Origin of the sequence: Chryseobacterium oleae, assembly GCF_900115055.1 — a bacterium.
Taxonomy (GTDB): domain Bacteria; phylum Bacteroidota; class Bacteroidia; order Flavobacteriales; family Weeksellaceae; genus Chryseobacterium; species Chryseobacterium oleae.
The window spans coordinates 401,803-425,350 of the sequence record NZ_FOVD01000004.1; the positions used below are offsets into that span (position 1 = coordinate 401,803).

Annotated in this window: 20 protein-coding genes and 1 tRNA gene; 12 read left to right on the forward strand and 9 right to left on the reverse strand. The window is 38.5% G+C overall.

Translation table 11 applies throughout. The annotated features are described in order from the left end of the window. Nucleotide 1: 1 nt before the first annotated feature. From BM143_RS15525 to BM143_RS15555, 7 genes are all read left to right on the forward strand, one after another. A complete protein-coding gene (locus tag BM143_RS15525) occupies nt 2-223 on the forward strand; it encodes a signal peptidase (protein ID WP_090025364.1) in 222 nt (73 codons plus the stop codon). Between the two features lie 61 nt (nt 224-284). Continuing rightward, on the forward strand, nt 285-1,577 hold the full coding sequence (locus BM143_RS15530; protein ID WP_090025366.1) for a peroxiredoxin family protein: 1,293 nt from the start codon (nt 285-287) through the stop codon (nt 1,575-1,577). Between the two features lie 44 nt (nt 1,578-1,621). Next, a tRNA-Met gene (locus BM143_RS15535) sits at nt 1,622-1,695 on the forward strand. Between the two features lie 340 nt (nt 1,696-2,035). Next, on the forward strand, nt 2,036-3,553 hold the full coding sequence (locus BM143_RS15540) for a tyrosinase family protein (RefSeq protein WP_090025367.1): 1,518 nt from the start codon (nt 2,036-2,038) through the stop codon (nt 3,551-3,553). After that, a complete protein-coding gene (locus tag BM143_RS15545; protein WP_090025369.1) occupies nt 3,550-4,317 on the forward strand; it encodes a copper chaperone in 768 nt (255 codons plus the stop codon). Before BM143_RS15540 ends, BM143_RS15545 begins: the two co-directional genes overlap by 4 nt. Nucleotides 4,318-4,721: 404 nt before the next feature. Beyond that, nucleotides 4,722-6,455: a hypothetical protein gene (locus BM143_RS15550; protein ID WP_090025371.1), complete on the forward strand. Its 1,734-nt coding sequence runs from the start codon at nt 4,722-4,724 to the stop codon at nt 6,453-6,455. Then, the gene (locus BM143_RS15555) at nt 6,452-7,831 is read left to right on the forward strand and encodes a hypothetical protein (RefSeq protein WP_090025373.1); all 1,380 of its coding nucleotides are present in this window, start codon (nt 6,452-6,454) and stop codon (nt 7,829-7,831) included. The genes BM143_RS15550 and BM143_RS15555 overlap by 4 nt, the downstream gene beginning before the upstream one ends. Before the next feature lie 100 nt (nt 7,832-7,931). Here BM143_RS15555 and BM143_RS15560 read toward each other — a convergent pair whose 3' ends face one another. The 9 genes from BM143_RS15560 to BM143_RS15600 all read right to left on the reverse strand — a co-directional run bounded on the left by BM143_RS15560 (nt 7,932) and on the right by BM143_RS15600 (nt 18,328). Further along, entirely contained in the window at nt 7,932-9,230 is a 1,299-nt protein-coding gene (locus BM143_RS15560; RefSeq protein ID WP_090025374.1) for an HlyD family secretion protein, read from the reverse strand. A 44-nt stretch (nt 9,231-9,274) separates the two neighbouring features. Continuing rightward, on the reverse strand, nt 9,275-9,469 hold the full coding sequence (locus BM143_RS15565) for a bacteriocin-like protein (protein WP_081987471.1): 195 nt from the start codon (nt 9,467-9,469) through the stop codon (nt 9,275-9,277). A gap of 65 nt (nt 9,470-9,534) precedes the next feature. Beyond that, nucleotides 9,535-11,727: a peptidase domain-containing ABC transporter gene (locus BM143_RS15570; RefSeq protein WP_047454528.1), complete on the reverse strand. Its 2,193-nt coding sequence runs from the start codon at nt 11,725-11,727 to the stop codon at nt 9,535-9,537. A 177-nt stretch (nt 11,728-11,904) separates the two neighbouring features. After that, nucleotides 11,905-12,102: a bacteriocin-like protein gene (locus tag BM143_RS15575; RefSeq protein WP_090025376.1), complete on the reverse strand. Its 198-nt coding sequence runs from the start codon at nt 12,100-12,102 to the stop codon at nt 11,905-11,907. Nucleotides 12,103-12,203: 101 nt separating this feature from the next. After that, on the reverse strand, nt 12,204-13,712 hold the full coding sequence (locus BM143_RS15580) for a vitamin K epoxide reductase family protein (protein ID WP_090025377.1): 1,509 nt from the start codon (nt 13,710-13,712) through the stop codon (nt 12,204-12,206). Between the two features lie 892 nt (nt 13,713-14,604). Continuing rightward, nucleotides 14,605-15,561, reverse strand: coding sequence for a DUF3810 domain-containing protein (locus BM143_RS15585; protein ID WP_228430855.1), 957 nt, complete (start codon nt 15,559-15,561; stop codon nt 14,605-14,607). A gap of 91 nt (nt 15,562-15,652) precedes the next feature. Then, nucleotides 15,653-17,098 carry an MFS transporter gene (locus BM143_RS15590; protein ID WP_090025380.1) on the reverse strand — a complete coding sequence of 482 codons (1,446 nt, stop codon included), beginning with the start codon at nt 17,096-17,098 and terminating at the stop codon, nt 15,653-15,655. A 39-nt stretch (nt 17,099-17,137) separates the two neighbouring features. Further along, nucleotides 17,138-17,866, reverse strand: coding sequence for a lysophospholipid acyltransferase family protein (locus BM143_RS15595; RefSeq protein ID WP_081873919.1), 729 nt, complete (start codon nt 17,864-17,866; stop codon nt 17,138-17,140). A 3-nt stretch (nt 17,867-17,869) separates the two neighbouring features. Then, on the reverse strand, nt 17,870-18,328 hold the full coding sequence (locus tag BM143_RS15600; protein WP_034725707.1) for a GtrA family protein: 459 nt from the start codon (nt 18,326-18,328) through the stop codon (nt 17,870-17,872). 514 nt (nt 18,329-18,842) lie between these two features. Between BM143_RS15600 and BM143_RS15605 the strand changes: the two genes are divergently transcribed. The 5 genes from BM143_RS15605 to ruvA all read left to right on the forward strand — a co-directional run bounded on the left by BM143_RS15605 (nt 18,843) and on the right by ruvA (nt 23,530). Beyond that, entirely contained in the window at nt 18,843-19,106 is a 264-nt protein-coding gene (locus BM143_RS15605) for a hypothetical protein (RefSeq protein ID WP_034725705.1), read from the forward strand. Between the two features lie 75 nt (nt 19,107-19,181). Further along, nucleotides 19,182-20,033 (forward strand): BadF/BadG/BcrA/BcrD ATPase family protein, encoded by an 852-nt coding sequence (locus tag BM143_RS15610; RefSeq protein ID WP_072925015.1) that lies wholly within the window; start codon nt 19,182-19,184, stop codon nt 20,031-20,033. Nucleotides 20,034-20,049: 16 nt separating this feature from the next. Further along, entirely contained in the window at nt 20,050-22,338 is a 2,289-nt protein-coding gene (locus BM143_RS15615; protein ID WP_090025382.1) for an NADP-dependent malic enzyme, read from the forward strand. A 228-nt stretch (nt 22,339-22,566) separates the two neighbouring features. Next, the gene (locus BM143_RS24345) at nt 22,567-22,767 is read left to right on the forward strand and encodes a bacteriocin-like protein (protein WP_449384777.1); all 201 of its coding nucleotides are present in this window, start codon (nt 22,567-22,569) and stop codon (nt 22,765-22,767) included. A gap of 178 nt (nt 22,768-22,945) precedes the next feature. Further along, a complete protein-coding gene (gene ruvA, locus BM143_RS15620) occupies nt 22,946-23,530 on the forward strand; it encodes a Holliday junction branch migration protein RuvA (RefSeq protein ID WP_034738448.1) in 585 nt (194 codons plus the stop codon). The last annotated feature ends 18 nt before the right edge of the window (nt 23,531-23,548 follow it).

The window sequence follows — 23,548 nt, forward strand, 5'->3', positions numbered from 1 at the left end:
TATGAAAACTATTAATAAACTAGTAATTGCTCTTTTCTTATTCGGAACATTTCTGGTCAAGGCCGATGACGAAGTTCCACCAGTACCGGGAGGAGGTGGTACCGGAGGGGTAGGACCGGGAGCTGCTGCATCACCTATTGACATGTACGTTTATCTGCTGTCTGTAGTTGCCATTGCACTTATTATATTCTATACAAAGAAATTAAAAAGCGTAAAAGCCTAAAATTTTATTAAAATAACATTAAACTCTCTGATTAATCAGAGAGTTTTTTTATTTTTACTCTATGAAAAAGATATATATATTATCTGCAGTATTAGCTGCATTTTCTCTGCAGGCCCAGTTTACGGTTACAGTCCAGGCTCCTGCCGAATTTAAAGATCAGGATGCCATTCTATATACATTAAACGGCTCAAAAGATATCATCGTTACCAAAGAACAGAATAAGAATAATTCATGGACTTTCAAGTATCCAGGCCATTATATGGGGATGATGAAAGTGTATTTTCCTACTTCAAATAACGCGGTAAGCTTTGTTTCGGAGAATAAAAATATAAGTGTAAAATTGGATGTTCAGAATGGTAAAGTCAAAGATGTAGCCTATCTTGATGAAGTGAATGATATTATGAGCAAGCAGCAGGAAGGTTCCCAGAAAAAAGAACTTATTCTTCCTGCATTGGCACAGATCAAAGAATACTATAAAGACAATACCGATTTCGGAAAAGCTCTGAAAACTGAAATAGACAGACTTTCCGGAACCAGCACTGGTGTTGACGCTGCCAAACATCCTTTTATTTCTTATTATAATACCAATTACGCTAAATTCCTGTCTAACTCAGCAGATCCCGCAAAAAAGGTGACTCAGGACGATATTGTTAACTTCCTGGATAAGTCTAATGATATGCTTGAGTCTTCATCACTTTTAAGGCCTGTTTTGGTGTCATATCTTAACTCCGGAGGAAATACGAATGTTGGAGCTTCAGTGGATACACTTTTGGACCGTTTAAAGGTAGAAACTCCAAGAGGGCAGACTGTTTTATCTGAGCTTATCGACATCTTTGACGCCTATGATATGGAAGAGTTTAAAACCAAGTATCTGACCCTTGCGAAAAACCTTAAATGCACCATTACCGACAGACTTGCCACTACTTTAAAATCCAATGCGAATGTGGAAATGGGTGCTGCATTTCCTAATGTGAAATTCCAGTCGGCAACAAACACATCTGCAAAGTCACTGTATGACGTTAAAGCGGATAAAAAAGTGATCATTTTCTGGTCTTCAACATGTTCTCACTGTGAAAGTGAGCTACCACAGCTTTTAGCAAAATACAATGATTTAAAAGCGAAAAATATTCAGGTTGTCGGCCTGTCTTTAGATACGGATAAAAATTCCTATACTCAGAAAATCGCTGCATTTCCATGGATCAATGACTCGGAATTAAGAGGATGGAACAGTACTTACGTAGATATGTATAATGTTCATGCAACTCCGACGTATTTTATTTTAGATGCTAACAATAAGATAATCAATAAACCAGACCACGTAGGTGATGTTTTGGAATATTTTAAGTTAAAATAATTTTGGTGGTAAACAAATATTTTCTATATTTGCACCACCAAAACGGCGAGGTAGCTCAGTTGGTTAGAGCGCAGGATTCATAACCCTGAGGTCACGGGTTCAATTCCCGTCTTCGCTACAATAAGAGGGAAAGTAATAGATTTACTTTCCCTTTTTTATTTTAGTGATTCGTCGTTACTTATTTTAAAATCCTGAATTAAAAATTCCTTACGATAAGTTTTACGTGACTTATCTATTCTTTTTTCCATAGACTATTCCATCCTTAAGTTTCTAAGTGACTATTTATATTGGCCTGGAATCAGTTTATTAAATTTCACTGATATGGGATAAATTACGTATAAATACGTAATCCTTTTTCAAGCCTTGTTCCTAGATTTGTGGTTAACATGAAATCTGCCTGTAAAGAGCAGTAACTTCTGATAGAAAATTGATAACCATAAAAACTAAAAACTAATTCTATGGCAAAGTTTACAAGAAAAAATGCTTGGGAGTATAATGGTACTTTTGACAACCCGGATCTTTTGTGGTATGCAAAAGCAGTAGGGGTTATGCAGTCCTGGGCTTTAAATGATGAAAACAGCTGGTGGTTTTTTGCAGCCATGCACGGTGAGCAAATGGGTGGAAATACATTTCCGAACTGGAATGTTCTTCCCGGACCTCCGAATGTTCCTACAAGTCCGCTTCCGGATACAGATACAATGAATAAATACTGGAATCAGTGTCAGCATCAGAGCTGGTATTTTGCACCATGGCACCGTGGGTACCTTATTGCTCTTGAAGAACAGATCCGCCAGGCGGTGATCAGTTTAGGTGGTCCGGCAGACTGGGCACTTCCATACTGGAATTATCTGGGAGCAGGTGACCAGTACAAAATACCTCCGGCATTTACACAGGAAACCCTTCCTGACGGGAAAACCCCGAATCCTTTATATGTAACCGCAAGATATGGCCCTAAAAGTGATGGAAACGTTTATGTGGTGATTCCACCACTTTCAGAAGCTTGTCAGGGAAATACCATTTATACGGGAAGCAATTCTGCAACGTCAAAACCAGGGTATGGCGGACCGGAAACCAAATTTTCACACGACGGTGCCACCAGTGGTAACCTTGAGAGTAATCCACATAATCTGGTGCACGTACAGGTAGGAGGAAATGACGGAATAATGTCTGATCCTGATTCTGCAGGACTTGACCCGATTTTTTATCTTCACCACTGTAATATCGACAGAATGTGGGCTGCATGGAATGTAAAGAACAGTAATCCCATTAATCCACTGTGGTTAGGAGGACCGGCACTTTACGGCGAAAGAGAATTCATCATGCCTTTACCGGATAATAAAGCCTGGGTGTATACGCCTGCAGAAATGACGAGTTTAGCTAAGCTTGATTATACGTATGATGATCTTGAACCTACAACGGCTCCTATCGTGGAGAAAACGCTTTCCCAAAGATTGACTAAATTAGGAGCACAATCTGTAGAAACAGAAAATTTACAAGAACAAGATATGGACTTAGGAGACAACTCAGAACTTGTAGGTGCCAATGCCGGACAAGTTCAGATAGACGGATCAGGAGCGAAAACGACCGTTAAGTTAGAAAGCAGTTCCTGGAAGAATGTACCCAACAGCCTGATGAAAGCCTCTGTATCCAATTTACCGGATCAGGTCTATCTTCAGCTGGAAAATGTCAAAGGAACACGAGATGCGAATATTTTGAACGTTTCTGTTAATCATCAGCTTGCCGGACATGTTTCTCTTTTCGGGTTGCGTAATGCTTCCGATAAAGACGGGCACAATGGTGGAACAGGACTTACCTTTATTCTTAATATTACAGACATTATCGACAATCTGTTTATCAATAATCAGCTTGATATTAATTCTCTGGATGTAACCATCCTGCCGGATAATGTGATTCCTTCTGATGAAAAAATTACGGTAGGTCGCGTAAGCATCTATCGTGAAGAGCAGAAACTATGAAAACCTCGAAAAGGATCCGTTATTCAATAAGTATAACGATTCTGGCGGTAAGTGCTTTCTTTTGGATAATTCTGCTGTTTAATCCCGGCGGGATTATGACGGTAAAGCATTGTCATGTTAGCCTTGAAGGACCATCCAAAGCTTCATTACAGATGATGCTTCAGATGAATCCGGTCTCTGATCTGATGATCGGCTGGACCCTGATGGTATTGGCGATGATGCTGCCAAAACTGATTACCCCGGTACAGTATATTTATGACCGCAGTTTCAAAAGCCGCAGGTTTTGGTCTGCATTACTTTTCATATTGGGATATACAGCAGTATGGATTGTCATGGGCTTTTTTATGAATGCGATCATTGTAGGGCTGAATCTGCTTCTACCGAATTCTTACATTCCTGCATTGGCAGTGGGAATCATTGCTGTGATATGGCAGTTTTCTCCGATCAAGCAAAAATGTCTGAACCGCGGACATGATCACGTTGCGCTTGCTGCGTTCGGTTCCGAGGCAGATCGTGATGCATTTATGTTTGGAATTATGCACGGAGTCTGGTGTGTGGGAGCAGGATGGGCACTGATGCTTTTCCCGATGTTGCTGCCTTCCGGACATAATCTGGCGATGATTGTCGTTACTTTCATCATGATCAGTGAACATATGGAACATCCGAGATCTCCGGGATGGCATTTCAGTTTTCGTTTGAAGCTGCTCCGTGTTATGATTGCACAGACCAGACTTAACATGAAAAATATATTGAAATTCAATTAAATATTTTTGTTTTCTACTATATTCTACTACTTCACCGGACTTATGTAAAATAAGGGTGAGAAAACCGCACTGAGTGCGGTTTTTTTTGTGACTTGATACTAATTTCCCATTCATGGGATTTTTAAGGTTGTTATTCCGTCTTTATTAAAAGGGTTCTAGCAATAGGTATAAACTTTGAAAAATAAATTTGCGTAGAAATACGTAAAGAATTTCAAAGAGGAATTTCTAGCTTTGAGTATCATAATTTACTTTTCACGTGAGCATCAGTAGAAAAATTATTTTCTGGTGGTGCTTTCTGAAAACAGATCTTCACTGCACTTTCGGTGCTGATGTATTGGAGAATGAACATTCTTACCGCAGTTACTTCAAATTCTTAAAACTACATACCATTAAAAATTAAAACCATGAAACAATTTGACACCCCGGCCTATCAGGCTGACATAGATTTTAAAGACCAGCCGGATCTGAAGAATCAGATCGAAAATGCCTGGAGCAATTACGTAAAATACTGTACCATTAATTCACAGATGGGAAATCCATGGTCAAGCAGTTATGATCATCCCAGAAGCTGGTACTATAATCCTCTTGTAACACCTGTTACTCCTAATAAAAATAATACAGTCCCAATCCAGTGGGGAGCTTTCCCGAACAGAATCAATCATTATTTTACCGGTCAGTTTACTAAGGATTTTCCTAATGAAGTTCAGGACAAGCTGCATGAACTTGCCGATATCGGACCGAATGCATTCACTGAAAAATATGGTACAAAACTGGTGGTTCCTAAAAATCCATGTGATCCGACTAATACGGATACAAAAGCGTTCGGCCCTTCCGGCCCCAGAGGCTGGCAGGATGAATACTGTGAATGGAGCGTGACCAGAGATGCCAACGGAGATATTATCGCTGTAAATTTCACCCACGAAAACCCGGAATACTGGTTCCATATGTGGAAAGTTTCTCAGGATATGGTGGTTTCGCTTTATCAGGAAATCCTTAATAACCCCAATGTAAAGAAAGAAGATCTCTATCTTTTGGATGAAAATGGAAATCCTGTTATAGTAAGAGAAACAGGCCTGCCTGCCTATAATCCGATTAATAAATGGAACAACGGATCTTCGGCTACAGAAAGTGGAGGCGGAGCGGTGCATCTTACCAGCCCGCCCAATTCATTAGGTGCAGAAATTTACCTTGGAGCAGCAGCTACTATTTTAAGAGTAGTTGGAGGAAAAGTGATTACCGATGCGAATACACTGATTTGTGCTGCACAGTACGGACAGATCTACAGAAACAGTGATCCCCGTATCGGGCAGAATGTGAATGCCCTGGTGTATAATAAAAAGCTGAAAATATCATTGACCAATCCAATCGCACTGTACGGTCAGGTTCCGGATTTCACTCAGTTTACAATGCCGGATTCAGCGAAAGGATATACTATTGAAGATTGTTATAAAATTATCAGAGGGGCAGCTACCAATCCGGGGACTGATTTTTATCCTTTTAATATGGTTCTTCATTCAAGATTTGAAGTTCCGGCCGGAGCTCAATTTAAACTAAGTGATATTAAAGTACAGGGCCAGCCTTTAAAATGGGGCTCACAGATTGCGGATGTTTTTAAAGTACAGCTTGCAGGAACAGGAATTCCGGGAGGAAATGACAAGCCTCAGGAATATCCGCCGGTAGGAGATCCGGATGTTACCCTGCCAAGTGTACAGTATCTTCTGGATAATAATCTGCTTCAGGCGAGTCTTTACAACAAACTGAATACTTTTTCTAATTTAACCTCATGCATTACCCAGATTGAAGCAGGAACCACTACAAGTGGAATTGCTGTGCTGGCCAGTGATGCCAACAGGGAAACAGGTTTTGATTTTGGCCCTGGAATCAGTGTATCTGTGACCGACTATCAGGATCTTGGAAATGATAATCAGCTGTTCATAATTGATATTACCGTTCATGCTGCTGCCTCGTTGGGAGAGAAACCGCTTGCGCTGTACAATAGTGCTTTAGATCCAAAATATACGATTTCGGGAGTTCTTGAAGTAGTGGCACCGGGTTCACTTCCAAAACTGAACATTACGCCAAACCAGACCTTACTTTCTGATCAGCAAATCAAACAGGTTCAAAAAATACTGAAATGAGAACATTATTATTTTCCTTTTTTCTATTGAGTTTAATTTCAATTTCATGTGAATCCGGAAAAAAGGACAAAAAATTAAACTCCAGAGTTGGCTTTTCTCAAAAGATGGCAGACTTCGACTGTGGCGCCTTTTGTGATCCTCCATCGGTAACGTATCAGCTGCCGGCAGATTCCAGCTGTGTGAACAGTTCTCAGAATGTAATGAATTGTTTTGCCTGGAAAAATTTTCTTGCATTGAACTGGTTGGCTTCAGACCAAAGGGGAGTTCCTGATACTGCTGCGGTTGCCGCTGATTACGGGATGCCCGGAGACTACAAACCTACGGTATGGGAAAGCTACCTGAGTATTGATGATGTATTTGCTTCCAAACCACCTGCACAATGGAATCTTAGAAGCAAAAACGGGTATATGAAGTACATCAATGAGATCAATAAGTTTACGGATATCAATGCAAGTCTTCCGAAACCTAAGCTGAAAGCAATGCTGGGAGGAAATGTAGACGAGATCATGCAGGCTAAAGGAGCATGGCTGACCGATCAAAGCGGAAACATCGTTTGGTACGAAATCCGGATGAATACTATTGAAAGTGATTTTGTACGTGATAATAAACTTTATAATTATGGAAGCTTAAGTGCCTTTGCAGCCCAAAATCAAGGGGTTTGGTTTCCGATGGAATCTATTGAGATCAAAGCGGCATGGCGAATCATTCCGGAAGATCAGCTGGAATCGCTGAAGAATTTTTACAAAATATCCATGGCGATGGTTCCGGAGATCGAAGGTTTTGATAAGAACAATAAGCCGATCTATGGAAAATATTCACAGAAATATTTAGGATTGGTAGGTCTTCATATCATCAGAAAAACCAATCAGTCTCCTCAATTTACCTGGATGACTTTTGAACATGTGAACAATGCGCCAACAGATGGAAAGGTTGATCCCTCCGTGAAATATTGTTTTTATGATCCTAAAAGCACGGACAAACCTAACCAGTCTCCGGTTCCCGGAAAGGACAGTTTAAACAAACCTGTTCAGGTCGTTCGTATTGCAGACAATGCCATTTCGCCGGAAATACAACAGCTGAATAAGCAGATACAGAATATGATTAAAGCCAGCAATCCTAAATCTGTGTGGCAATACTATCAGCTGGTGAATGTACAGTGGCCGGAAAACCCGGTGAAGGATAAAGACAACAATAAGAAAGCTCCTCTGATGACCGGTGGGATTACCCCGAAGAATATAGCCAATGTCACAATGGAGACTTATATCCAGGAGAAACAGTGTATGGATTGCCACAAAAACGCATCGGTTGGAGACCAAAAATATCCTACGGATTACAGTTTTATATTTTTAAAGGTTAAACCTAAACTGGAAAAGTAAAACGGGACCCATAGTCAGTTTAAATTCGTACTCATCATAAAAATAAAACCGCAGTCTTTGTAAGCTGCGGTTTTATTGTTTTATAATATTTAAAGGAGTATTAAGTCTGGTACCCCAATAATTTTCTGATCTGATAGAAGAATCTTTCGATAAGACGAAGATCCTGTGTTACGATCTCAGCATTTCCTCTGAGTTCTTTGTCAAAAGGAAGCTTTTTGTTGTAGCTGGTTTTTAATCCTTTCGGAAGGGTGATATCTACATAATAGTTTCCTTTATCATCGGGAATAAGAGAAATATTCTGAACTTTTCCTTCCACGATACCATATTCCTGAAAACGGTAGTTGTCCAGTTTAATCAATACTTTCTGACCCGTCATAACCTTTCCTGAATTAACGGTAGGAACGGACATTCTTCCCACCAGCTTTTCCTTATTGGTAGGAAGGATGGAAACAATGGGTTCTGACATTTTTACAAACTGATTTTCTCCAAAAAACTGCTGAAAACTGGCCATTCCATCTGTAGAAGAGATGACAAGATAATTTTGCTCCCATTGTTTTAAAGATTTACGAAGCTGTTCAAAAAGCTGTAAAGTTTGAGAAGAATAGGTGATCTTGTCTTTTTCTGTATTAATGGCTGTTCCGCTTTTCGTTTTATTCAGATTGGAAATCCCTTCATCCATCTGGGAGATTGAAATATTGAGGTTTTCAAGGTTTTGCTGAGCCTGAAGGAATTTTATTTTTTCATTTTCAAGTTCTACGGAAGCAATCACTCCCTGGGTGAACAGTTCCTGAGATCTCTGATAACTTTTCTTTGATAATTCATATTTTGCCAGTTCCAGACTTTTCTGTTGTCTTAAAGTAGCAATTCTTACCCTGTATTCTGAGATACTCTGGTTGGCTGCTATATTTTCCGGCGCGTAAGGCTGAAGTCTTGTGAAAAGTTCTTCATCCTGAAAAGCTTTTGCAAAACTGTTGTAATCTCCCTGCAGTTCACCAAGTTTGAATCTTGATGTTATGGCAATAGGGAAACTCTGCAGTTGTTGAGGAGAAATAGAATCCACCAGCTTTTTCAGTTCCAGGACGTCTTTATAATTGGCCGTGGACTGCATGACCATCAATACATCGTCTTTCTTTACCTGCTGATGATCTTTGATGAAAATCTTTTCAATCTTCGCGTTCATTCTGGCCTCTATTTTCTCAGGAGGATTTTGTGATGTCACCATAACCGGAGCAGCAACAAATTCCGGATACTTGATGATGTAGCTCATCCCAAGGATAAGCAGGAGTATAATTAATATAACGCTGTTTCCCCAGCGTATCATCCAATGCGGAGGCTGGGTGAGAATGTCCTGAACACTCTCTGAGCGGAGTTCAATATTGTCTAGAATATCTTCTTTCATGTTTCTGAGATAAAATTTCCCCCATGTTTCAGAGGGAATATAATTTAAGCAAATGGACAGTTTCCGTCATAGTCTGATGGAGGATTGGTATCTGAATCCGGTGGACACTCAAAATGCTTGATTCTGCATGGAACCCAGCTTCCGTTACACCAAGATCCGCAGCAATTTGTACCAGGGAGTATTGCTCCTCCGTCAATAGAAATTAATTCTTTTCTCGACAGTTTTTTCAGATTTTTCATAATTAAAAGTTGCTTAGTTTTTTTCCTACTCTATAAGCTTTTCGGAATACGCTTTTTTATGGGTATTAGCTACCTAATTCGAGTTGATTTTTCACCAGTCTGTAGTATTCTCCTTTTAAAGCCACCAGATCGGCATGGCTACCTTCCTCTACTACCACACCTTTATCCAGAACGATGATTTTGTCGGCATGTTTTACGGTGGATAGTCTGTGAGCAATCACAATAGCGGTCTTACCTTTAAAGAACTGTTCAAGATTTTCCATGATCACTTTTTCATTATTGGCATCCAAAGCAGAAGTAGCTTCATCGAAAAAGATAAATTCCGGAGATTTGTAAACGGCTCTGGCAATGAAAAGCCTCTGCTTTTGACCACCACTCACACCTACACCTTCATTTCCGATCTTTGTATTATAGCTTAACGGAAGACTTTCAATGAAATCTTTGATGTTGGCAATTTCTACGGCACGTCGTAATTTCTGTTTGTCTACATGATCTTCTCCTACCGCGATATTATTGGCGATGGTATCATTAAATACATATCCTTCCTGCATCACTACACCACAATGATCTCTCCAGAATCTCGGGGAAATACTTTTCAGCTGTGTGCTTCCCAATCTGATATCTCCTGCCGTAGGTTCGTAAAATTTCATCAGAAGTTTTAAAAGCGTGGTTTTCCCACTTCCGCTGGCTCCAACAATAGCTGTTGTTTTCTGATAAGGTATTGTAAGGCTGAGATCTTCAAATACAGGAACATCTGACCCGATATACCTGAATGATATGTTGCTGACTTCAATGTCTTTCTGAGGAATTTCTCCTGCATACTGCTCATTTTTGTCTTCTTCGTCTTCTTTATCGTGAATCTCACCCAATCTTTCAAGGGAAATCTTGGCATCCTGAGTCTGCTTGATAAAATCGATAAGCTGTAACAATGGACTGTTCAGCTGCCCGATAATATACTGCACCGAAAGCATCATCCCTAAAGTAAGATTTCCTTCTAATACAAGTTTGGCTGAAAGGAAACTGACCAGAATATCTTTCATCTGGTTGATGAAATTTCCTCCCACCGACTGCCATTGTTCCAGGGATAGAGACTTGATTCTGATCTTAAATAATTTAACCTGAAGGAATTCCCAGTCCCAACGTTTTTGCTTTTCTGCGTTATGCATCTTGATTTCCTGCATCCCGTTGATCAACTCGATTACCTTACTCTGCTCCTGTGAAACCTGAGAGAATCTTTTGTAATCCAGTTCCTTTCTTTTACTAAGGAAAAAGCTGATCCATCCGATGTAAAGACCTGCGCCTATCAGATAAACGACAAACAGTCTGTAATCATAAAACAGAAGAACAATACTGAAGATAATAAGATTCACCAAAGAGAAAAGGGTGTTTAACGAAGAACTCGTCAATAGCTGCTCAATTCTATGGTGGTCATTAATCCTCTGCATGATGTCCCCCGTCATTCTCGTGTCGAAAAAGCTTATCGGAAGCTTCATCAGCTTGATAAAGAAATCTGAAATGATGGAAATATTGATCCTAGCAGATAAGTGGAGAAGAATCCAGCTTCGGATGACTTCAATACCCATCCTTCCCAGAAATAGCATGATCTGGGCAAGAAGAACCACATAAATAAAGTTGAGATCCTGATTCTGTATCCCGACGTCTACAATACTCTGCGTAAGGAATGGGAAAATAAGCGAAAGTAAACTTCCCGCCAAAAGACCCACCGCAAGCTGTATGACAAGAGACTTGTACTTAAGCAGGTATTTGGATAAGAAAGAGAAACTGGCCTTACTTTCCTCTGTATCAAATTCGGTCTGAAAAAATGCAGGCGTCGTTTCAAGAATAAGGGCAATTCCTTCTTCCGTATTTTCGTTGGCATTTTCCCCGATCCATAATTTGATGAATTCATCACGGGAATAAGTGATCAGCCCATAACTTGGATCTGAAATATAGACTTTGTTATTTTTATCAATTTTGTAGACAACAACGAAGTGGTTCTTGTTCCAGTGTACAATGCAGGGGAAAGGAACTTCTTCTGCAAGGGTATTAAAATCGATCTGGACTCCAAGGGAACGGAATCCTAAGTTTTCTGATGCGTCGCTAAGGCCTAAAAGGCTGCTTCCTTCACGTGTAGTTTCAGAAAGGGTACGGATCTGCTGCAGGGAAATACTTCTGCCGTAATATTTACTTACTATTCTAAGGCAGGTAGGGCCGCAGTCTTTGGCATCCGGCTGTTTATAAAAGGGAAATTTCTTCAAAATTGATATTCATTATAAAATGTCGCCAAAATATGACGACATTTTTACTTATTCAAATTAATATTCAAATTTATATCGTTCATTTATATCATGCACCATTATTGTATACATCGATACAAATTAAAGGATCATTAATAGCTGGGAAGAGATAATGTTCCCGCTTTTTTTAGTTTAATCCTAATAACCCTGTGGCGTGAAATCAATCATGGGAGGTGGTGTGCAATAATACGTGTTGGGCCCGGCTCCTGCAATAGGTCTGCAGACTCCGTTGGCACAGCATTGGTCACCACCACATTCTCCATTTTCCGGACATCTTCTAAGTCCTCCTTTAATAGATTTTAAATTGTCTCTTGAGATTTTCTTTAAGTTTTTCATAGTGTTATTTAGTTTGCTGTTTTCCTACTCTTTCAAAGCTTTTCGGAGGACGCTTATATTTTTTCCTAAGATAGTGAATTTTTCAATTCGTGAAGATTTTCTTAGTGTAAGTCCTCATCTTCCATCAATTCATCAACGAAAAACCAAATATCATCACGGTCATATTTATCCGGGAACTGGTGTCCGTTTAAAATAAAAATAGGAGTAAAGTTCAGACCGGAATTGCTGTTGTCTTTTGTCATTTCAATAAATGGTGTCAGATCTTCCTCTGCAGATGATCCGGACAAGGCAACGATTTTGTTTTCGTCTCTGGTTTCAAACCATTCTTCCACAGCGTTCAGGAAATCTTTCTGAGACTTATGGTGGTAGATATAGTTAAATGCTGAAAGTAGCTTCGTATACTTCTCGTCAGCTCTTTCTGATGAATAATTGAAACGGATCTGTACAGAAATGTCCTCAGGATATTTTTCTAGAAGGCCTTCCATGATTTTATGTCCGTCTTTACAGAATCCACAGTAAGGATTGGATACGATAGAAAGACGAAGTTTAGCATCCTTACTACCTAATGAAAAAGTTTCGGTATCCTGAAATTCTATTTTTTCATTTTCCATCAGCTGGCTTTTGAAAAGTTCATAATTTCTTTTAAATCTAAGATTCTTGGCATTGGACTTCTGAAGGGTTTCTTTCTGAGAAAGAATATTGCTGAAATACAGAACTGCAGAAAAAACGAGAATCCATAAAACAGCGGTTAATAATAATGCTCCAATACTGAATGATGTATTCTGGAAGAAGAAAATGCTGATCGCCAGCTGTCCGGCAAGAATTGAAATAATCAAAAGACAAACTCTACAGAATGTTTTTTCTACAAAAGCCTGAATATATAATGAATATCCGATGGCCAGAATAGAAACGAACGTGAATCCTTTTACAATATAAGCAGTTGCCGGAAGGAAAAGTCCCAATATGGCAAGCCCTGCAAAGTAGATCAGTGAAAAGTCGGAGAACTTTAAGCCTAAAATACTGGTTTTATCCTGTTTGATGATTTTATCACATGAGTTGGCAGCCTGTTTGGCAGAAGTGTCTCCGCAAATACTTCCGATCACGGTAGAAGTATTCCCGAATTTTTGATTGAAAATCTCCATAGATATATAGACACCAGCCAGAGAAAGAAGATTGAAAAGAGCTTCGAATATGGTTTGGGTGAAAAAAGAATACACAAGGATAATGGCGAAAACAAGATATAAAAGAGGCGTGAAATTAAAAGCCAGCTTACTTTCCGCATTTTCAGTCTTTTCAAACAGAAGTACAAAATCTGTAGATTTTTGGTGAAGCTCTTCCTTATTAAGTGTTTTTGCTTTTTCTGAATAAACCGAATAACTGACTCCCGATTTCTTTACCAGAGAAAAGGAGTTATCTACAATCGCGATAAATTCTTCAGGCAGCTCATCCCAATATTCCTTATCAAGTTCATAAGCATCATTTTTTACTCCCATAAAGTTAAGTGTATCACTAAAAGCCAGTGCTGAAGGGTAGTTTGGATGTGAGTTGAACTGGAAAGAAAATTCCTGTTTATCGAGTTTTAGATAGTTAATTAGTTTGTCGAAAATCATAGTAATATTTTTAACTAAAATACGCAGATGTTTTAAAAAAACAAATTTTTTTTCTTTTGTTAGTGATATACTTTTGTTAAATGCTTGATTATGTGTAAATATTACTGTATTTTTTACATTGTTTAGTAGAAAATGAAGCTTATTCCGTAATGAAATAGAGGTAAGAAGTTGTCTGATTAGAGGTCTCGCACGGTATCAGAAAGGATGCAGTTTAAAAATTTTATAAGAGTAGAATCTTGAATGATTACGATCGATGTAGTGATCCGTTTATGGCTGAATACTCCTTGTCTAACCGTGGAATATATCTGAGCTTATAAAAAGAGATAAAAGTTCTGCTTTGAAATGAAATACTATTAGTTTTGGAAAGACAAGAAAGGAATATAGTTTTTACTATTTTAAAGAAAATATAAAACAAGGATTGGCATTTTTTTAAGCTTGAAAATTCTAAAATATAAAAAATCGTCCGATCCCGGAATAGAGATATATTTTGATGCATATATTTTTACTTTTTTTCTCTTCATTTTTACCCACTTACAGATAATAACTCTAATTTTTAGTATTGAAAAAATACCTAAAAATTCAAATATTCAATCCTTAAACAATTGTTTAAATTTGTACACTTTTCATAGTGAATTTTAAATTTAAATAATGAATTATTATTGAATTATTCGTTTTGGTAAAATTCTAATTTTCAGTGATGAACTCAAAAAAACTTAAAAAATCATAAAGTTTTCTTAAAGTTTTAAAAAAGGAGGGAAATGTTTTTGTATTTATAAAATATATTGTACTTTTACATCGCCTTGAATGAGGGAACAAGTCAAGGTAATAAATTTTTTTTCATCATTTGTGTTTTTAGAATCGTATCGCCTGATACGATTCTTTTTTTTGTTGACTACTTTTCATAGTTCAGAAGAAGGTCGATAAAGTAAGAATAAGTAACCGCTCCTTCCTGCTGGTTGCTCTTCAGAAACAGGTTATTCGTAAACCCAAAGAAGTCATCCAGCCAACCCTGATGTCTGAATATAAAACTTCTTTCATAAAGCCTATCTCTTTTCATAGCAGGAGAATATTGCACAATCACAGACTTTACAAATGCAGGATCTTCCTCAACAATAAATCTTAAAAGACTTTTTAACGTAAAATATTCGGTGCTGTATCTCAGATCCGGATTTTTTGCATTCACACCAATCAGATAGCCTATAAAATTGGCTTCCTGTTCTCTGGCAAAACCAAGCTGGTGCGAACTCTCATGTGCTGATGTAAACGGGATGAAAGTATGGGGCAGTTCACTGTTATACTGTGCTTCTGCTGTAAACGGATTATAGTACCCAAGTATTCCTGTAAAATTCATGACACTCTTAAAAAGGCTGGGTTTAAAAGCATTGATTTCCGGCGCATACTTATCTGAAATATATTGGGGAAGCTTGGTTTGTTGCTGAAGAATTTCTGCCTGTACGGTCTTCAGATCAGTAATAATAAATACTCCGTTTTTATCTTCTCTTACAGATTGCCTGGTAGTTTTGCATTTTTCCAGATAGCGAAGGGCTAATATCTTTGCCTTATTGATTTCCGGTTCTTTCTGACTGGAAAGTTTCTTGATAACGGGAGTCTGGAAGTACAGCATACCCCAACAGATCTGATAGATGAAGTAGAAGATGTTAATGCCGGCCAGAAGCCTTAAAAGAGCCTTGTTTCTGCTTTTCTTTTTAAAACAGAGTATAAGGCCATATAAAAGAAAAACGCCCAAAAGAATATAGATAAGATCGCCGAAAGAAAACGGAATCCAGCTGAAAAGCAACTGATGCATCTTTTTCTGAAGTTCAAAGAACCATTCGAAAAAAGAGATCATTGTTTTCGACTTAGAGAACGCATAGAACAAAAGAAATTGGGCAAGTAATCCACCTGCCCAAAATCTTTTCTTATGTATTGTTTTTTTACTGTTAGTGACCATTGCCTTTAGAGATTTTATCCAAGTCAATACCCTGAGATTTTAAGATCCCGGTTACACGGACTGCATAGAATGCAAGATAAGCAAAACAGACAACACCTACGATATAGCTGAAGTGAATATTTGTTTTATCTGCAATGTATCCCTGAATAAAACTTACAATTCCACCACCCATAATCATCATGATCAGATATCCTGAGCCCTGATTGGTATGTTTTCCCAAACCGTTGATCGCAAGGGCAAAGATACAAGGCCATAAGGTAGAACAGAAAAGTCCTACACTGGTAAAAGCGTATACCGAAACCATCCCTGTTGTAGACATTCCCGTAAGAAGTGCTGCAATACCCGCCACGGAGAAAATTAAAAGCATTCTTGCAGGGTTTCCTTTACTCATGATGTCACAGATAATCATTACAATGATAACGGCACCATATACATAGAAAGGAGAAAGGTCATGCTTTGCTATGGCATTCACCAATAGAAATACGCCGAATGCAAGGTAAGGGGCAAGAAATCTTAAGATCTTTTTAAACCCGGCATTTACATCAAATGCCTCTACAGCACCTGTCCAACGGCCGATCATCAGTGAGGCCCAGTATAATGAAATATAAGGAGCTACATCTTTAGTTTCAAAGCCTAGGCTTTTTTCCATATAAGCAGGAAGGTTGCTGGCTGTAGATACTTCTACACCTACGTAAACAAAGATGGCAATCATACCCATTACCAATTGAGGATACTGGAAAGCAGAAGTTTTATGGTCTCCCGGAACTGCGTCGTCCGTATCCGTCGTAATGGTGGGAGTTATAGCTGGAAGAGAAGAGAATTTAAGCATGATGGCAACAAGCACAAATGCGGCTCCAAGCATCAGGTAAGGAATTTTCACACTTTCGATGCTGGCCTCTGTATTGGCAGTAGAAGCGGCACCAAAAATAGCAAACGATACAATAAGCGGTCCGATAGTTGTCCCGAGATTATTGATTCCTCCAGCCATCGTAAGTCTTTGAGACCCTGTTTCAGTAGGTCCTACTTCTATCGCCAGCGGATTGGCAACAATCTGTTGTAACGAGAACCCGAGCCCTACTATAAAGAGACCGGAGATCATTAATGGAAACGAGGCCGTATTGGCTGCCGGATAGAACAGTAAAGTTCCTGCCGCAGAAATAAGAAGACCTAATATTAAGCCATTCTTATAACCTATTTTGTTGATCAAATCCTGTTTCAAACCTTTTGAAACGGCCATATAAATTAAAGATCCCACCGTATAAGCCACATAAAAACAGATCTGTACGAGCATGCTTTCGGTTTGGGATAATTTAAAGGCTTTTTGGAAAACCGGGATCAGAATATCGTTACTTGCCGCAACGAATCCCCAGAAAAAGAACACAGTAACCAGAGGAATAAACTGTCCCCAATTGGTTTGTTTAGAGTAATTTGACATGTTTGTTAAAAATTTCGCAAACAAATATAACTATTTCTTTTATATAGAGTGTTCCAGCAGCGTTTTTTTTATTTCTTTGTAAGCCTCTGTTTTTAGGTCTTTTGGAGAATCGGAAGGCTCCATGATTCCGTTGAAATACACTTTTACACGGCCGGGATAGCCTTTTGCGCTGTCGAAAGGGAAAATTTCCTTCAGCCCTACAAAGGTATACACGGCAATCGGGGAGTTGTGTTTGGAAGATAAAGTAAATGCCCCATCTTTGAATTCATCCAGAATAATAGAAGTATCGTCCGGTACGCCACCTTCGGGAAATATAGCAATGCTGTTGCCTTCTTCCATTTTCTCTGCGCATCTTCTGTAGACATCTGCACGGCTTCTTGCGCTTCCACGGTCTACCATTACACATATCCTTTTATATATGGTACCGAAAATAGGGATCTTTACCAGTTCTTTTTTGCCCACAAAACAGATCGGATGATCCGGCATCAGAATACAGGTAAGCATAATATCCATAATGGAAGTATGATTCGAAATAAAAACGTAGGGTTTACTTTTGTCTTTTTTCTGATCGGAAAGGTGGGTAAGATCATATCTCAGGCCCATGCCGTAGAACATCCCGAAGCACCAGATGCGGATGAATTTGTATGCGTATTTGTAATGCTTTTTATTAAAGGATAGAATGTAGACAGGGATTCCCAGGGTAACTGTTAAGACAAATGCCAGTAGCAGCAGCCAGAATCTCCAGAGATAATTTAAAATTTTTGTCACTGCTTAACCGTTAAAAATTACTTTCTTTTTCACTGAATAATTCAGAATGGAAACCAGCACAATTGCTGCGATCTTACTGATCATTTCCGGGCTTAAGGTATAAAAAATTAAATTGATATTATCCTTAAATATAAAGCTGTAGAAAATCTGGAAAAAACCTAAACTCAGTAACGTTGATACAAAAGAAACGCCCATGAAATAGGCAAATTCTTTCCTTTTGGAATGTTTTCCCCTTTCAAAGACGAACCAGATGCTCAGAAAATAATTGGTGATGATTCCGCAGCTGGTAGAGAAAATGTTACTCAAAGGATAGTGGATGCCGTGAAAATTGGTTTCTCCGGAGAAAAAATGCGGCAGGTAAGTACTGAAAGCCTTGAAGCTTCCAATCTCTACAATAGCGCTGAGCCCTCCGGCTATAATGAAGAACAAAACCTGTTTCTGGCGTATTAGTAATTCTCTCATTCAATATATATGAAAGTGCAAATTTATAATTATATGTCAATAATGTAAGAATAAAAGATTATTTTAAAATTAAAAAGGAGTGTATTTTATTGATTAATAGTGTGGTATGTGTCGTTTTGTGTGATGGATAGGCTGGAAATACTTTATATAAGAGGGCATATGTTTCTTTGAACAGTTCGTGATAATGACTGAAACAGACCTTAAAATTACTTTATGATCATTTAATAAATGGGAGATAAACAGGACAATCGTTGTAAGCAAAAGGGATTGAAGATGATCCGGAATCGGGAGGCTGAAAATATTGTGATAAGCATATGTTAAACAATGAAAAAAGTTGTTAAATAATTTTTTTGAATCAAAATAATTTCTAAATTTATTCTTCTGAATGATGTAATTATAACCTGATAATAAATTCATTTTCAACTTCTTGTGTTGATGGTTTTTTCTATCTTGGAATGTGCGCCCTAACGCATAATACCTTAATTTTCACGACCCAAACTATAACAATATTTGTATGAAAAGTCAAAACAAATACAGAAAATTCCAGCTTCAGCAAAAAAATATTGAGGCTCTTGAGAGAGAGAATTCCCGCTTCAAAAGAGTGTATTCCGAGTATGAAAATATGGCAGACGAATTGTGGAACCTTGAGAATTCTACAGACAAACCGGTGCCGGATGATTTTATCAATGCTATCATGCTTCAGAGTTCTTATCTGGAGGATGAAATTGAAGACTGGCTGATGAAGTTTGACAATCAAAAAGCTGATATAAAACATTAGAAGCTTCCAGTCTGTTTTTAAACGCTATGTAAAGATAAATTCATAATTTAGCATCCTTAAACTAAAATGTAATATATGGTTGCTATTGTTGATAGTGGTTCTACCAAATCAGATTGGGTGATCCTTGATGACTTCAAAAAAGTGTTTTTAAAAACAGAAACTATCGGCTTTAATCCTAATTTTATCAATAGAGAACTTATCGTTCCTGAAATAGAAAAGAACAGCAGCCTTATATTGGTGAGAAACTCCATTACGAAGATTTTCTTCTATGGTTCCGGATGCGGTGTGAAAAAAAACTGCGAAACCATAGAGGAAGAATTGAAAAAAGTATTCACAAAAGCTGAAGTGGTTGTGAGAGAAGATCTTGTGGCCGCCGCTTACGCTGCGTATAGCGGAAAGCCTGCTGTCGTATGTATTTTGGGAACCGGATCCAATTCATGTTATTTCGACGGTAAAGACATTAAAATAGAACTTCCTTCCCTTGGTTTCCTTATGGGAGATGAAGGAAGCGGAAGCGCCATTGGAAAACAGCTGGTGCGAAGATATTTTATGAAAAAACTTCCGGCAGACCTTCATACGGAATTTGAGCAGAATTATGGGCTGAAAATAGAAGATGCATTGAAAAACATGTATCACAGCTCAAGACCTAACGCCTGGCTGGCGGATTTCAACAAATTTGTCATCGAAAGAAAGGATCATCCTTACTTTAAAGATATGGTATATGAGGAAATGAAAAACTTCTTCGAATATCAGGTCATTCCTTATAAACAATCAAAAGACGCCGAGATCAATTTCATCGGCTCTATTGCGTATTACTATGAAGATACGCTGCGCTCAGTTGCAGAAGAATTTCATTTAAATGTAGGACACGTTGTCCAGAAACCTATCGAAAGTTTAGTAGACTACCATATTAAGTATATACTTTAATAAAAAACAAAATTCTATGTCAAGTAAAACCCACCGCGACGAAAAGAACTTTAATCAGGCCGCGTTAGATTATCATAAAGCCGAACCTAAAGGAAAGATCGAAGTTATCCCTTCGAAGCCTCACTCTTCTCAAAGAGATTTATCATTGGCATACTCACCAGGGGTGGCAGTTCCTTGTATGGAGATCCACGATAAGCCGGAAACCGTTTATGACTACACAGGAAAAGGAAACCTGGTAGCTGTAATTTCCAACGGAACGGCTGTACTAGGTCTTGGTGATATCGGAGCTGAAGCTTCAAAACCGGTAATGGAAGGAAAAGGTCTTTTGTTTAAGATCTTTGCAGACATCAATGTCTTTGATATTGAGATCGATGAAAAAGATCCGGACAAATTTATCCAGATTGTAAAAGGAATTGCTCCGACATTCGGAGGAATCAACCTTGAAGATATCAAAGCTCCTGAAGCTTTCTACATCGAGCAGAAACTGAAAGAAGAGCTTGATATTCCTTTGATGCACGATGACCAGCATGGAACAGCTATTATTTCAGCTGCTGCACTGATCAACTCGCTTCAGATCGCCGGTAAAAATATCGGAGAAGTAAAAATGGTTGTGAACGGAGCCGGAGCGGCTGCCATTGCATGTACCAACTTATACATTTCTTTAGGTCTGAAGAGAGAAAATGTTTTAATGTGCGACAGTAAAGGGGTAATCAATCATAAAAGAGAAAATCTTACGCCTGAAAAAATAGATTTCATTGCCAATACCGATATTGAGACCCTGGAAGATGCCGTAAAAGGTTCAGATGTTTTCATCGGATTATCAAAAGGAAACGTAATGACTCCGGAAATGCTTTCCAGCATGACTGAGAATCCTATCGTTTTTGCTTTGGCGAACCCGGATCCTGAAATCGCTTACGATCTTGCCCTTGAAACCCGTAAAGACGTGATCATGGCAACCGGAAGAAGCGACTATCCTAACCAGGTGAACAATGTATTGGGATTCCCTTACATTTTCCGTGGTGCATTGGACGTTCAGGCGAAAGGAATCAATGAAGAAATGAAGCTTGCAGCGGTACATGCTATCGCGGATCTTGCCAAAGAACCGGTGCCGGAAGCAGTAATCCTTGCCTATAATGTTCAGAACTTACAGTTTGGAAGAGAATATTTCATCCCGAAACCATTTGATAACAGACTGATCACCAAAGTGTCCAGTGCTGTAGCAAAAGCAGCTATTGAAAGCGGTATTGCAAGAAAAACCATCGAAGACTTCGAAGAATACGAAAACCAGCTGCTGGACAGAATGGGAAGAGACGAGAAGTTGGTAAGAATGATGCAGAGCCGTGCAAAATCTAATCCGAAGAGAATCACGTTAGGAAATGCTGAAGAATATAACGTATTGAAAGCAGCACAGATTCTTTATGAGGAAGGAATTGCATTCCCAAGTCTTTTAGGAGATAAAAAATACATCAAAGAACAGATGGAGCGTTTCGGTATCAATCTGGACATCCCGATTATTGATCCGAGTGATGATGATCAGAAGGAAAACAGAAAAAGATACAGAGAAACCCTTTGGAAACTTCGTCAGAGAAAAGGAATGAACGAGTACAAAGCGAAAAGATATGTGCGCCAGAGAGATTATTTCGGTCCATTGATGTTAAGACACGGAGATACAGACGGATTGATCGTTGGTTTCTCTAAGAACTATACATCAGTGCTTCGTCCTGTTTTGGAAGTGATTGAAAAAGATAAAGGCGTAGATAAAATTGCGGCGATGATGATGATCCTTTCAGAAAAGAAGCCTATTTTCTTTGCTGATACATCCATCAACCAGAATCCTACAGCAGAAGACCTTGTGAACATTGCTAAAATGGCAGAAATCACAGTGAAATCTTTTGCGATAGAGCCTAGAATTGCGATGCTTGGTTTCGAAAACTTTGCAGCCATTTCCGATACTTCCAAAAAAGTAGCGAAAGCGGTAAGCATTCTTCACGAGAAATATCCTAAAATGATTGTTGATGGTGAAATCCAACCGGATTTTGCGATGAATGCAGATCATTTAAGCGATTATCCGTTCTCTAAATTAGGAACTACTCCTGCCAATACATTCGTTTTCCCGAATCTTGAAAGTGCGAACCTTTCTTACAAGATCATCAGAGGAATGAAAGTAGCTCAGGTAATCGGGCCAATCCTGATGGGATTAAAGCAGCCGGTACACGTTTTACAGATGCGTTCAAGCGTAGACGAAATTGTAAATCTGGCGACGGTAGCCGTTCTTGATGCTCAGAGAAGAGAAAATAAAAAATAATAAAGAATCTTCTTTACAGATAAAAGCAGTACACTCATCTTGTGTACTGCTTTTTTTATTGTTAACATCATTAAAAAATGCGAATACAGACTCGTCTGAAAATATGAATTTAGCCGCTGTAGCCTTTCTTTATTCCTGAAAAAGTGAAATAGTAAAGAATTTTTTGAAAAATTATAATGATTTTATAGAAAAATAAATATATTTACGTGTAATTAAAAACTATTTATAATGAAAAACATTCAAAAACTATCAAGAGAAAATCTAAAACAAATCAATGGAGGAGGGCCTAGAACTCAGCCTATTCAATCACCGGAAGGAGGATATTATTGCCTTCCGTCTCAAGGACAGCTGTGTCTTGTAGGTTGTACCCCAACCTGCGTAAACGGTGCTTGTAACGTAAGCATGTGTTTAGATATAAATCCTTTATAAGATTACGCTCCGATATATCATTACAAAACCTGTCCGTCCGGATGGGTTTTTTGTTTTTATTACGTTTATATTAAATCATTGAATTCATAGTCAAAATTTAAGTTAAAAATCATTCGTACATGAAATGAAAATATTAATTAGTTTAAATTGCTATATTTGGGAGTTTTAAAAATTAATAATGATATTTTCCTTACAAGGCAGCGTTCAAGAACTTACGCCCACTTACGCAGTGATCAACGTACAAGGAGTTGGTTACTATGTAGGTATCAGTTTGATGACCTCCCAGGCACTGGCCCTGAATAAGCCGGCATTCTTATTTATTCAGCAGATCATTCGGGAAGATGCCCATCTTCTCTTTGGTTTTAACACTCGTTCAGAAAAAGAAATGTTCAATCTGTTAATAAGCGTTAACGGAGTAGGAGCTGTTTCTGCCCTTATACTTCTATCTACTTTGAGCCTTGAAGAGATCGCTACGGCTATCCTTTCCAAGAATAGTGCACTGATTCAAAAAGCCAAAGGGATAGGAGCTAAAACCGCAGAAAGAATCATAGTGGATTTGAAGGATAAGGTCCAGAAATTCGGCATTGAGGCAGAAAATATTTCTGCTTTTGTGGATAATAAAGTCAAGGAAGAATCGTTATCTGCATTAGAAGTTTTAGGGATCCCGAAACGGATGAGCGAGAAGATAGCAGACAGAATGATGAAGCAGAATCCGGAGATCACGGTAGAAGAACTGGTAAAACAAATTTTAAAAAACATTTAACATTTGGTGGCGAATAAT

Bases quoted from the DNA above. Each gene is read 5' to 3' on its own strand.
- BM143_RS15555 (WP_090025373.1), top strand. From the start codon at position 6,452: ATGAGAACATTATTATTTTCCTTTTTTCTATTGAGTTTAATTTCAATT.
- BM143_RS15545 (WP_090025369.1), top strand. From the start codon at position 3,550: ATGAAAACCTCGAAAAGGATCCGTTATTCAATAAGTATAACGATTCTG.
- BM143_RS15585 (WP_228430855.1), bottom strand. From the start codon at position 15,561: ATGATCTCTTTTTTCGAATGGTTCTTTGAACTTCAGAAAAAGATGCAT.
- BM143_RS15550 (WP_090025371.1), top strand. From the start codon at position 4,722: ATGAAACAATTTGACACCCCGGCCTATCAGGCTGACATAGATTTTAAA.
- ruvA (WP_034738448.1), top strand. From the start codon at position 22,946: ATGATATTTTCCTTACAAGGCAGCGTTCAAGAACTTACGCCCACTTAC.
- BM143_RS15615 (WP_090025382.1), top strand. From the start codon at position 20,050: ATGTCAAGTAAAACCCACCGCGACGAAAAGAACTTTAATCAGGCCGCG.
- BM143_RS15600 (WP_034725707.1), bottom strand. From the start codon at position 18,328: ATGAGAGAATTACTAATACGCCAGAAACAGGTTTTGTTCTTCATTATA.
- BM143_RS15580 (WP_090025377.1), bottom strand. From the start codon at position 13,712: ATGATTTTCGACAAACTAATTAACTATCTAAAACTCGATAAACAGGAA.
- BM143_RS15530 (WP_090025366.1), top strand. From the start codon at position 285: ATGAAAAAGATATATATATTATCTGCAGTATTAGCTGCATTTTCTCTG.
- BM143_RS15605 (WP_034725705.1), top strand. From the start codon at position 18,843: ATGAAAAGTCAAAACAAATACAGAAAATTCCAGCTTCAGCAAAAAAAT.
- BM143_RS15565 (WP_081987471.1), bottom strand. From the start codon at position 9,469: ATGAAAAATCTGAAAAAACTGTCGAGAAAAGAATTAATTTCTATTGAC.
- BM143_RS24345 (WP_449384777.1), top strand. From the start codon at position 22,567: ATGAAAAACATTCAAAAACTATCAAGAGAAAATCTAAAACAAATCAAT.
- BM143_RS15560 (WP_090025374.1), bottom strand. From the start codon at position 9,230: ATGAAAGAAGATATTCTAGACAATATTGAACTCCGCTCAGAGAGTGTT.
- BM143_RS15525 (WP_090025364.1), top strand. From the start codon at position 2: ATGAAAACTATTAATAAACTAGTAATTGCTCTTTTCTTATTCGGAACA.
- BM143_RS15590 (WP_090025380.1), bottom strand. From the start codon at position 17,098: ATGTCAAATTACTCTAAACAAACCAATTGGGGACAGTTTATTCCTCTG.
- BM143_RS15575 (WP_090025376.1), bottom strand. From the start codon at position 12,102: ATGAAAAACTTAAAGAAAATCTCAAGAGACAATTTAAAATCTATTAAA.
- BM143_RS15540 (WP_090025367.1), top strand. From the start codon at position 2,036: ATGGCAAAGTTTACAAGAAAAAATGCTTGGGAGTATAATGGTACTTTT.
- BM143_RS15610 (WP_072925015.1), top strand. From the start codon at position 19,182: ATGGTTGCTATTGTTGATAGTGGTTCTACCAAATCAGATTGGGTGATC.